General features: G+C 36.7%; 11 protein-coding genes. 7 read left to right on the top strand and 4 right to left on the bottom strand.

Annotated elements, in window-relative coordinates; all coding sequences use genetic code 11:
• Positions 1 to 29: 29 nt before the first annotated feature.
• Entirely contained in the window at positions 30 to 326 is a 297-nt protein-coding gene (locus BMX40_RS12790; protein ID WP_090870505.1) for a YtpI family protein, read from the bottom strand.
• 119 nt (positions 327 to 445) lie between these two features.
• On the opposite strand from BMX40_RS12790, the gene BMX40_RS12785 reads away from it, so the two are divergent.
• On the top strand, positions 446 to 1,384 hold the full coding sequence (locus BMX40_RS12785; protein ID WP_090870503.1) for a DHH family phosphoesterase: 939 nt from the start codon (positions 446 to 448) through the stop codon (positions 1,382 to 1,384).
• Between the two features lie 90 nt (positions 1,385 to 1,474).
• Here BMX40_RS12785 and BMX40_RS12780 read toward each other — a convergent pair whose 3' ends face one another.
• From BMX40_RS12780 to ytrH, 3 genes are all read right to left on the bottom strand, one after another.
• Complete coding sequence (locus BMX40_RS12780) at positions 1,475 to 1,672, bottom strand: YtzJ family protein (protein ID WP_090870501.1); 198 nt, start codon at positions 1,670 to 1,672, stop codon at positions 1,475 to 1,477.
• A gap of 132 nt (positions 1,673 to 1,804) precedes the next feature.
• Entirely contained in the window at positions 1,805 to 2,308 is a 504-nt protein-coding gene (ytrI, locus tag BMX40_RS12775) for a sporulation membrane protein YtrI (RefSeq protein WP_090870499.1), read from the bottom strand.
• Entirely contained in the window at positions 2,308 to 2,643 is a 336-nt protein-coding gene (gene ytrH / locus BMX40_RS12770; RefSeq protein ID WP_090870497.1) for a sporulation membrane protein YtrH, read from the bottom strand. The genes ytrI and ytrH overlap by 1 nt, the downstream gene beginning before the upstream one ends.
• A gap of 161 nt (positions 2,644 to 2,804) precedes the next feature.
• On the opposite strand from ytrH, the gene dnaE reads away from it, so the two are divergent.
• From dnaE to pfkA, 6 genes are all read left to right on the top strand, one after another.
• Complete coding sequence (dnaE, locus tag BMX40_RS12765; RefSeq protein ID WP_090870495.1) at positions 2,805 to 6,161, top strand: DNA polymerase III subunit alpha; 3,357 nt, start codon at positions 2,805 to 2,807, stop codon at positions 6,159 to 6,161.
• Between the two features lie 653 nt (positions 6,162 to 6,814).
• A complete protein-coding gene (gene ystJ / locus BMX40_RS12760; RefSeq protein ID WP_090870493.1) occupies positions 6,815 to 8,047 on the top strand; it encodes an NADP-dependent malic enzyme in 1,233 nt (410 codons plus the stop codon).
• 45 nt (positions 8,048 to 8,092) lie between these two features.
• Positions 8,093 to 8,719: a FadR/GntR family transcriptional regulator gene (locus tag BMX40_RS12755; protein WP_244513531.1), complete on the top strand. Its 627-nt coding sequence runs from the start codon at positions 8,093 to 8,095 to the stop codon at positions 8,717 to 8,719.
• Between the two features lie 121 nt (positions 8,720 to 8,840).
• Positions 8,841 to 9,701, top strand: a complete 861-nt coding sequence (accD, locus tag BMX40_RS12750; protein ID WP_090870491.1) for an acetyl-CoA carboxylase, carboxyltransferase subunit beta — start codon at positions 8,841 to 8,843, stop codon at positions 9,699 to 9,701.
• Complete coding sequence (accA, locus tag BMX40_RS12745; protein WP_090870489.1) at positions 9,698 to 10,654, top strand: acetyl-CoA carboxylase carboxyl transferase subunit alpha; 957 nt, start codon at positions 9,698 to 9,700, stop codon at positions 10,652 to 10,654. Before accD ends, accA begins: the two co-directional genes overlap by 4 nt.
• A 333-nt stretch (positions 10,655 to 10,987) precedes the next feature.
• Positions 10,988 to 11,947, top strand: a complete 960-nt coding sequence (gene pfkA / locus BMX40_RS12740) for a 6-phosphofructokinase (protein ID WP_090870487.1) — start codon at positions 10,988 to 10,990, stop codon at positions 11,945 to 11,947.
• Positions 11,948 to 11,991 lie beyond the last annotated feature (44 nt).

Genomic DNA, 11,991 nt, shown 5'->3' with positions numbered 1-11,991 from the left:
ACCCTCAATAAAAAAGCTGACTAGTTATTCTAGTCAGCCGGGTTTAAGCGTCGCCACTCTCTACGATAATGTTTTGTTTCTTTGAAACCACGTACAGCTTGCATCCCACCAATAATGATAAAAACAATCCCGATAAATAGGGATATTTTTGTACCGTAGAATACATATTGATTGATTCCAAAAAGTAGCAAAAAACTGCCTAAACAAATGCGAGATTTCGCATTAAAGTATGCCTGTGTTAATCCGTCTTTTGTTTTCAAAATAGCCACTTTATAATAAATATATAAAACGGCAGATAAGACGATTAGTATTGGAAATATGATCATTCGTTCATCTACTCCTAGCCAAAGATTCGAAACGTTACACTTCTTCCATTGTAGCTTGTTTTGGAAAATAACGCTAGAAGGAGATATGACAATTAATTTACATATAAAGGAGAAGTAATGTGACTACAAATCAAATTAGAAAAACTATTGAACAATATGATACCATTATTATTCATCGTCATGTGCGACCAGATCCTGATGCTTTAGGATCCCAAGCAGGACTAGCAGAAATAATCAAAGAATCGTTTCCGAGTAAAAAAGTATTTATCGTTGGTAAGGATGATCCATCGTTGACATTTTTGGTTGAAATGGATCAAATAGCAGACGAGGTTTATCAGAACGCATTAGTTATCGTTTGTGATACCGCTAATACAGAACGAATCGATGACCAGCGATACACTATGGGAAATAAAATTATTAAAATTGACCACCATCCAAATGTTGACCCTTATGGAGATATTGCTTGGGTTGATACTGCTGCTAGCTCAACAAGTGAAATGATTTATGAATTTTATAAAGAAAACCAGGAGGCGGGTGTCCAACTAACTAATGCGGCAGCTCGATTTCTTTATGCGGGAATTGTTGGAGATACAGGTAGGTTCTTATTTCCTAGTACAACAAAAAAGACGCTTCAGTATGCAGCTGATTTAGTAACATATGATTTTGATCGTCCAGAGTTATATGAGGGCATGTATAATGTGAAGGATACGATTGCACGACTTAGAGGATACGTTTTGCAAAACTTTACCTTATCAGCAAATGGTGTTAGTTCCATTAAACTTACAAAGGATATTTTAGCAAGGTTCAATGTGAGTCCTTCAGAATCTGGAATGCTAGTTGGAATTTTAGGAGATGTTGAAGGGATTAAAGCATGGGTCTTCTTTATTGAGGAGGACGAATTAATTCGTGTACGTCTCCGTTCAAAAGGTCCTGTTATCAACGAAATTGCTGCCAAATATAATGGTGGTGGACATCCATTGGCATCAGGGGCCACAGTTTACTCTTGGGATGAAGCAGAGCAGGTCATTAATGATATGGAAATAGCCTGTCAAAAATAAAATAATACCAAAATAGCATTGATTACGGTGTTTATAATCAATGCTATTTAATCTTTTGATTGAATTGTTGTGTATTTATCATCCATATCACTAACTACTCATACTTTCTTTCATTGGAATAAACCAACATCCATTCGGTGTTTCATCATAGTAAACGTCCATGTTGTTCTTTAAGATTTCTCTTTTTATCAACCGAATGACTTCTCTAGATTCAGCGTAAGCAGAGTACCCATTTTTTAACTGGTTCATTTTACGCTCGCAAATTCTTTTTTCGTGTAAGACTAACATTTAGATCTACCCCTTTCCTTAGAGTATATAAATGTAAATGAAAGAATATGATTCTACATTTATATTTTACAAGAAAATTCTCATAATCTCTATAGTATAGGAAAGGGTTTCATGAAATGTTCACAATGCCTATTAATTGGAAATTTTTGCTTCAGCACTTATTTTTACATTTTTAGAAATGAATAAACGTTTGATTTCAAAGTTGTAAGTGAAATCATCGACCTTAAAATTCTTATTTTCAATTGTAGCTAATAACAATTCATTGCTTTCATTAACTACATTAATATCTTGTCCAATAATATGTTTGATTTCTTCTTGTACCATTTGTTCTAGCTGAACAAGTAGTAATGTGTCGATTCGCATGTCTTCTGCATTAGTTATTTCTAATTCAATGTTTTCGACTGTCATAGGTTTTTTGGATTGTTCGTCCAAGCTTTGATTGTCCTCTTTTAATGCATCAATTCGATTATTAGCCTCTGATAATTCTAATTGCAATGTACTATTCTCTTCCACTAATCGCTCATACATGGTTCCATACATAAAGATGACAACGAAATAGGAAATTAATGCACCAAAGAATACACCTGCTAAAAAACGTTGCCAGCCAGGCTTTTTATGATATGGTGGAATGTGCATTAGGTAATCTCCTCCTGTATAAGCCAACCGATTAATAACATAGCACCCTTCACGCCACCCATAGCTGATAGAATTAGTAACCCTTGTTTGACAATATCTATGGAAGATCCATCGGGACCTAAGCTTTTTTCTAAATTTTCGATAGCATCAAATGTTCCACCAATTGCGGCTACAATTGCCCATATCCGGAGTTTTTTTGCCAATCGGTTCATTTCTGTAAATGGAGCATCTCCAGTTGCGAAGGCACCAATACTTCCTATCAGAGTTCCGCCAATAATTACTCCAAAGGCTATAAAAAAACAATGTATCAAAGAAGCAAAGAATCTTTCCTCCATTTTAGACGCTCCCTTTTTGTTCTGTACTTCTTTCATTCTATGAAATGAGTAGACAAGTTATGTTAAAGGTATGTTGATATACAGAATGGATATAGATTCGTTATAATAGAAGAAACATTCCCGTTATTCGGGTTGATAGTGAAAGGTAAGGGCGGGATACGATGTCATTCACTCACTTGCAAGTTAAAAGTGGTTACAGCTTAATGAACAGTACAATAACGATTGAAAAATTAGTGAAAAAAGCTAGCGAGTTGCAATTTGATGCATTGGCATTAACCGATGAAAATGTATTATATGGTACAATTCCTTTTTATAAAGCATGTCGAACGTTTGGAATTACACCTATTATAGGAATGACTGTTACCGTATTTAATACGGACGAAGAGAATGAGTCCTGTGTACTGTTAGCGAAAAACAATCATGGATACAAGCAGTTGGTGAAATTAAGCACCACAATCCAAACAAGACAACAAAAGGGGATAGAGAAAGGGAAACTTAAAGAATATACGGAGGGTACATTATGTATTCTACCTATTCATAGCAGTAAGTTGAAAACTAGAATAACGTCTACCTCTTATGATCGGGTAAAACAATATTTAGATACTTGGGAAGCGATGTTTGCTCCTGGGGATTTTTACTTAGGAGTGGAAGATCATGGGGAAGAGAATGACCATGCAATTCATAATGCAACAAAAGCCTATTGTGAATTATACCAGACGAAAGCAGTTGCCATTAATGATGTATGTTATTTAAATGAAAATGAGGATATTGCATTTGACTGCTTGCAAGCATTAAAGCATGGAAAGCAGTGGTCCATCGAACATGCTAAACCTACAAAAAAGCAACATCACCTCCGTTCGTCACTAGAGATGGAGCAAGTGTTTCATGATTCATGGAAGGAAGTAGTACTAGAATCCGGTAATATAGCAAAGAAATGTGAATTAAGCTTCGATTTTGAGAAGCGTATGATACCTGCCTATCCAGTTCCAGAGGAAGTCTCTGCGCATGCCTATCTGGAAAAAATTTGTTGGCAAAACCTTGAACAAAGGTATGAAGTGGTAGACGAACACGTTACGAATCGACTAAATTATGAGTTGGAAGTCATTCAATCAATGGATTTTAGTGACTACTTTTTAATAGTTTGGGATTTTATTAAGTATGCAAAGGAAAATAACATTGTGGTTGGACCTGGGAGGGGATCGTCTGCTGGTTCAATTGTTGCGTTTGTTTTAGGTATAACTGACGTCGATCCAATGAAACATGATTTATTATTTGAACGTTTCTTAAATCCTGAGCGAGTTACCATGCCGGATATTGATATCGATTTTTCTGATCAGCGGCGTGATGAAGTAATTGAATATGTGCGTCGTAAATATGGGCAAGCACATGTTGCCCAAATTATCACGTTTGGAACATATGCCGCACGCTCTCTTGTACGAGAGTTAATCAAGAGTTTAGATGTTGACCAACAAGATGCCTATTTTATTTTAAAAGAGATCCCAACGCAGTCATCTAAGACATTAGTAGAACATGTGAAAGCTTCCGAAGAGTTAAAGAATTATATAAAGCACTCAGAAAAACTAAAGACATTATTCCAAATTGCTGTTGTTTTAGAAGGGTTACCAAGACACATTTCTACACACGCAGCAGGGGTTGTGATCAGTGAACAGCCACTTATCGAACATGTTCCCTTGACGGTTGGGACAAATGAAACGAGTCTAACCCAATTTACGATGACAGACCTAGAGTCAATTGGGTTATTGAAAATTGATTTTTTGGGATTGCGCAACCTAACATTACTGGAACGCATTTTACAATCTATTTCCTACACGGAAAAGGAAACGATAAGTTTAGAGGAATTTCCCGAGAACGACGGTGAGACATTTCGATTATTACAAGCGGGACTAACAAATGGGATATTTCAGTTGGAATCTGAGGGGATGAAACAAGTATTAACGCGTCTAAAACCAACTTCGTTTGACGATATCGTTGCCGTTAATGCATTATATCGACCTGGACCGATGGAATTTATTTCTGTATATATCGATAGGAAACATCAGCGAAAAGCAACGACGTTCCCTCATCCTGACTTAAAATCCATCTTGGAGTCTACTTTTGGTGTACTTATTTATCAAGAGCAGATTATGCAGATTGCTAATCGTATTGCAGGGTATTCCTACGGAGAGGCAGACATATTACGGAGAGCGGTTAGTAAAAAACAACAGGCGATTATGGAAGAACAAAAGCAACTCTTTATACAAGGATGTTTAAAGAACGGATATACAAGGGAAGTTAGTGAAGAATTATTTGCCTGGATTGTTAAGTTTTCGAACTATGGCTTTCCTAAAAGCCACGCCGTTGCTTATAGTAAAATTGCGTATCAGTTATCTTACTTAAAAGCACATTATCCGAAGAATTTTTATGCGGAATTATTAAGTTCCATTGTCAATCAACACGATAAAATACATGTGTATGTGAACGAAATGAAAAATCTAGGTATTCCTATATTTGCTCCAAACATTAATAGAAGTTACGGTAAGTACGCTGTTGAAGATAATGGTATTCGAATGGGGTTACTCGCGATTAAGGGAATTGGCAATCAGGTAATCAAAGAAATTATTCAAGAACGTAAAAATGGTGGTCCATTTAAAAATCTGTTTGATTTTTGCCTGCGAGTTTCACAGAAAGCGATTAACAGGTCTACTATAGAACAGCTGATAATGGCTGGTGCTTTTGATGATACGTATAGTAATCGAGCAAGTCTATTAGCTTCTATTGATCAAGCAATTGAACAGGGTGAATTGTTTAAGGAATTCTCTGATCAACCAAGTCTTTTTCAGGATCAATTGGAGCTAGATGTAAACTATGTAGATATAGAAGATTTTAGTCAGATGAAAAAATTGTCCGATGAAAAAGACCTATTAGGGGTCTATATCTCTAGTCATCCTTTAAAAGATGAGCGTGTTCTATTACGAAAGAATGGGTTTGTTTCATTAGATCAATCGAAGCGTCTAGTAGGGAAGAAACATGTAAGAGGTGTAGCAATTGTACAAGCAATTAAGGCTATTCGTACCAAAAGAGGTGACCAAATGGCGTTTGTAACACTTGGTGATGAGTCAGGTGAAATGGATGCAGTTGTGTTCCCAGATACTTATCGTACAATAAACCGTTGGTTAGCTGAAGAGGTAATAATTGTTTTTTCGGGTAAGATAGAAGAAAGAAATGGTAAGCTACAGTGGATTCTATCAGAGGTTGTTAAGTTTAATAGGGACAAGCTTGCAACAAATGTGCAAAAGCGCTTATTTATCAAATTAACCGAACAAACGAAAAAAGATGCTTTGTCATTCATACAAGGACTAGCTCAGGAATACCCTGGTAATACTCCGATTATTATTTACCAAGAAGAACAAAAGAGAACCTATCAATTATCCTACGACTATAATGTCGATCCAAGTTACGCCTGCTTACAGGCATTAAATAAAAAATTTGGAAGAAGTAGTGTTGTTTTAGAAAAATAAACAATGTTTTCAAAACGATTTGCTTTTTCATGTTGATACGTAGTAGATGTATTATGCGACGTAAGAAATGTACTCAAAAATGAAGCTGATGGTGGAATACGTAATCCGCCAATGGGAGAAAGCAGGATTCATTTGACCACCATTGGGTCGAAATAGCGGAATCACGATCCTCATCAATGACGAGGTGGATCCTCATTCCGCTAAATCGCCGATATCATTCTTTCGGAGCATGGTTTTGGATCCTCATTCCTTTATTCACCTATATTTAGTATAATTTACACTGATTTATGACTAATAGAGGAACGAGGATCCTCATACACCTGGTTTGGGCGGTATTTTTGTGATTTAGCGGAACCTCGATCCTCATCAATGACGAAGTGGAACCTCATTCCTTTATATTTAGGCTCAGGCAATCCGCGGAAAGTGAACATCTGACGTAGCGACTTTCTAACAATACTTCCATTGGGTGAAACCAAAAGTTGCGTCGCAGTATATACATAATGCGCAGCAAAAAATGCGAATACGGCTATTTTTAAAGAGGCAAATTGTCTATACTTTACAGACGTTTTTGATCTGTTATAATGTAATAGTTAAGTGGTCTGACCACCTATTTATCATAAATTATACCTTCTACTGCAAAAGGAGAGAATAAAGTGAATTTACGTGATGAAGCATTACAAATGCACAAAGTCAATAAAGGTAAATTATCGACCCAATCAAAGGTACCAGTTCGAAATGCAAAAGAACTCAGTCTAGCATATTCCCCTGGTGTTGCCGAACCTTGTAAGGAAATACACGATCGTAAGGAAACAGTTTACGATTATACAATGAAAGGAAATATGGTTGCAGTAGTAAGTGATGGTTCGGCAGTATTAGGACTTGGAAACATTGGGCCTGAAGCGGCATTACCAGTTATGGAAGGGAAATCCGTTCTATTTAAGAGTTTTGCTGGAGTAGATTCATTTCCAATTTGTTTAGACACACATAATGTAGAGGAGATCGTACGAACAGTTAAATTGATGGAGCCTACATTTGGTGGAGTAAACTTGGAGGATATTGCTGCGCCAAATTGTTTTATTATTGAAGATCGCTTAAAAAAAGAAACCAATATTCCAATCTTTCATGATGATCAGCATGGTACGGCAATCGTAACAGTTGCTGGATTAATTAATTCATTGAAGTTAGTAGGGAAATCTTTCTCGGATATAAAAGTAGTCGCAAACGGTGCTGGAGCTGCAGGAATTGCTATTATTAAATTATTATATCATTTCGGTGTCCGTGATATGGTTATGTGTGACTCAAGAGGTGCTATTTTTGAAGGAAGACCTTACGGAATGAATGACGTGAAAGATCAGGTTGCTAAATTTACAAATTTAGATAAAAAAGAAGGAAGCCTTGAAGAAATGCTTGAAGATGCAGATGTGTTTATTGGTGTTTCTGTAGGTGGAGCCTTAACAAAAGAAATGGTACAAAAAATGAACGAGGATCCTATCATCTTTGCAATGGCAAATCCGGATCCTGAAATCATGCCAGATGATGCGAAAGAAGCTGGTGCAAAGGTAATTGGAACAGGAAGATCAGATTTTCCTAATCAGGTGAATAATGTTTTAGCCTTTCCAGGTATTTTTCGTGGGGCATTAGATGTTCGGGCGACTAGAATTAACGAGAAGATGAAAGTTGCTGCAGCTGAAGCTATTGCTTCCCTTATTAGTGAAGCAGATATCAATCCGGATTATGTAATTCCTGCCCCGTTTGATGCGCGTGTCGCACCGCTCGTAGCTTCTAGTGTTGCAAAGGCTGCGATGGAGTCTGGGGTTGCTCGCATCCAAGTTGATCCAGAAGAAATAGCTGAGAAAACAAGAAAATTAACGAAAATAGAAAATTAATGGTCAAATCCTATATACGGTAATATAGGTGTAAAGGAGTGGATCATGGCTGTGTCCATGTCACCGAAGCAAAAGGTATATCAGGAAGTTCTACAGGAAATACGTAAGTTAATTGATGAAAATAAGCTAAAAACTGGTGATAAATTGCCATCAGAACGCGAGCTCTCTGAAAAGTTAGGTGCGGGGAGGTCGTCAGTTAGAGAAGCTTTACGTGCGATGGAACTGTTGGGTTTAATTGAGACAAAGCATGGTGAAGGAACATTTCTAAGTGCATATCGTCCCTACCAATCGGTTGAGGTTTTAGCATCTTTTATTTTACAAGAAACGTCTACAAGGAATGATTTATTACAAACGAAGAAGAAGCTAGAAAAAGAAGCTGCTAAAATGGCCTATGAACGTCTTACGGATCAGAATATTAATGAACTTGAAAAGCTAACAACGGATCTATCTGATGACATGAAAAAGCAACATCTTACCTATTTTACGTATTTATTTACTAAAACAGAGAACCTTTTATTAACCCGGATATGGAGGTTAATGGAAGAGTATTCACATACAATGGATGCACATTATTATGATCAAAAATTTTATGTTGAACTAATAAATATATTTAGAACTAGGAAGTATCCATCCATTGAATCCCTATTTGAGGATACAGTTATTATAAAATAATTTTTATCGACTCTTTATGACACCTTTTTTATATTGGATTCGATATAGTAAGTAGAGTTTCAACACTTCTGAATGAAAAAACCGATCGATCGCGGTCGTTCCGAAAAAAGGGGGAGTTACCTTGCTTAAAGACCTTTTTACTAAAAAAAGGAAATATGCATCGGTACCAAGCGAACAAGTGAAATCAGATATACCAGAAGGGCTCATGAAAAAGTGTAGCAATTGCTACAAAATATTTTACCGAAAAGAAATGAACAAAAACTTAAATGTTTGCCCGAATTGTGGGCACCATCATCAATTAACAGCCTGGGAAAGAATCGATAGTTTATTTGACGAAGGAACATTTGAAGAATGGGATGGTGGATTAGCACCTACTAATCCTCTTAATTTTCCAGGTTATGAAGAAAAGCTAGAAAAAGATCGTTTGAAAACAGGTCTAAATGAAGGGGTTGTAACAGGAAAAGGTACGATTGAGGGACAAGCTACTGCCTTTGCTGTAATGGATGCCAGCTTCCGAATGGGAAGTATGGGTTCTGTAATGGGAGAGAAAATAGCCCGTGCAATTGAAAACGCTAAAGAGCAATCCCTACCATTCATCATATTTACTGCTTCTGGTGGAGCAAGAATGCAAGAGGGTGTGTTGAGCCTCATGCAAATGTCAAAAACATCTGTTGCAATCAAACGTTTCTCTGATGCTGGTGGATTAATGATTTCTGTCATGACGCATCCAACTACTGGTGGAGTTTCAGCAAGCTTTGCATCCTTAGGTGATTACAATTTTGCTGAACCAGGGGCTTTAATAGGATTTGCTGGTAGACGGATTATTGAGCAAACTACAAGAGAAAAACTTCCAGATGATTTTCAAACTGCTGAGTTCTTATTTAAACATGGGCAGTTAGACCAAGTAGTTAATCGTCATGATTTAAAACAACTATTTGTCAAGATATTGAAAATCCATCAGAAGGGTGGGAGCTCTTCATGAAACAGGTACTAGAGTTTGAGAAACCTATTGTAAATTTAAAAGAGAAGATTGCAGAATTGAAGAAATTTACTAGTGAAAGTGATATTGATCTATCCGAGGAGATTACCACATTAGAAAAACGTTTAGCCACTTTAGAAGATGATATATATGGGAATTTAAAACCATGGCAACGTGTACAAATGGCAAGACATCAAGAACGTCCAACAACATTAGACTATATCGCGGAGTTATTTACGGATTTTGTTGAGTTTCATGGGGATCGTTCTTTTGGAGACGATGAGGCAATTGTATCAGGTATTGCTTTTTATCGTGATACCCCTGTGACTATCGTTGGACATCAACGCGGAAAAAATACAAAGGAAAATCTTCGGAGAAACTTTGGAATGCCACACCCTGAAGGTTATCGAAAAGCGTTACGTCATATGAAGCAAGCTGAGAAATTTAATCGTCCAATCATTACATTTATTGATACGAAGGGAGCAGACCCAGGCAAGGAATCAGAAGAACGCGGTCAAAGTGAGGCGATTGCTAGAAATTTAATGGAAATGGCTGGTCTGAGTGTACCAATTATCTGTATTGTAATTGGCGAAGGTGGAAGTGGTGGAGCATTAGCATTAGGGGTTGGTGATCGTATCCACATGCTTGAAAATTCGACTTACTCTGTTATTTCTCCTGAAGGGGCGGCTGCATTATTGTGGAAGGACTCAAGTCTTGCTCAGAAGGCTGCCGAAACGATGAAAATTACAGCACCTGATTTATATGATTTAGGTGTTATCGATGAGATAATTGCTGAACCAAAAGGTGGAGCACATCGTAATATTAAGGAACAAGCAGTTAACATTAATAAGGTTCTAGAAGAATCACTCAATGAATTAATAAATGTTAAAGCTGATGTATTACTTGAGAAAAGATGGGAAAAATATAAACAAATTGGAGATTATATGGAACTATAGGGAATAATCATGTGGGTTCGCAACCCTCATGATTATTTTCATTTTTATGTAAATTTTAGGAATTTTACATAAGGGAAATTCTCGGTTAATAAGTATGTTACATTTTAAATGGAATATACTGTTTAAACGTTGGTGCATCAATAAGTAAAACATAATTAAAAATTATTATTCAATCCATTGTTTTTAATTGATATTTTACGTTTTTACGATTATCTTGGATAAGGAGGTATCCTTATCTAGAACCGGTTTTGGTCTGACATGCTTAATTTTTAAGCAGGAGTACATACTAATACTGGATAATATAGAATATCAGCAACTTGAGGTGATTATTAAATGAAAAAAATAGGTGTTTTAACAAGTGGTGGAGATGCACCTGGAATGAATGCTGCAATTCGAGCAGTTGTTAGAAAATGTATCTATCATAATGTTGAGGTTTATGGAATAAAAAATGGGTATCAAGGACTGATCGAAGGTAATATTGAGAAAATGGAGATCGGGTCTGTAGGAGATATTATTCAACGTGGTGGAACGAAGTTATACTCTGCAAGGTGTGAAGAGTTTAAAACAGATGCCGGGCAAAATAAAGGAATTGAACAGCTTAACAAGTTTGGAATTGAAGGTTTGGTTGTAATTGGAGGGGATGGTAGTTTTAGAGGTGCCCAAAAACTAACAGCAAAAGGTTATCCTTGTATTGGCGTACCTGGGACAATTGATAACGATATACCAGGAACCGATTTTACTATTGGCTTTGATACAGCTTTAAATACAATTATTGAAGCGATTGATAAAATTCGTGATACAGCAACATCTCATGAACGTACATATGTAATTGAAGTGATGGGTAGAAATGCTGGTGACCTTGCATTATGGGCTGGTTTAGCTGATGGAGCAGAAAGCATTTTAATACCTGAACAACCAGATGACTTTCAGGATGTAATTGAACGCCTGAAGCGTGGTCATGAACGAGGTAAAAAACATAGTATTATTATCCTTGCTGAAGGTGTTGGAAGTGGAATTGACTATGGCAAGAAAATTCAAGAGGCAACAGACCTGGAAACACGTGTCACGGTGTTGGGGCATATTCAACGTGGAGGTTCTCCGACGGCAAACGATCGTGTGTTAGCTAGTAGGCTTGGAGCAAAGGCTGTTGATTTATTATTGGCAGGGAAGGCTGGTAGAATGGTCGGAATTGAAAATAATAAGTTAGTGGACCATGATATTGATACAATTTTAACTGTCGAACACACAATTGATGAAGAAATGTATCAGCTTTCTAAAGAATTATCGATTTAACTTTTTTGACATGAAATAGATAGATTTATTTTCATTTGATTTAT

It is taken from the genome of Oceanobacillus limi (assembly GCF_900111445.1).
GTDB lineage: Bacteria > Bacillota > Bacilli > Bacillales > Amphibacillaceae > Ornithinibacillus > Ornithinibacillus limi.
This window is presented reverse-complemented; position numbering and strand designations above follow the sequence as displayed.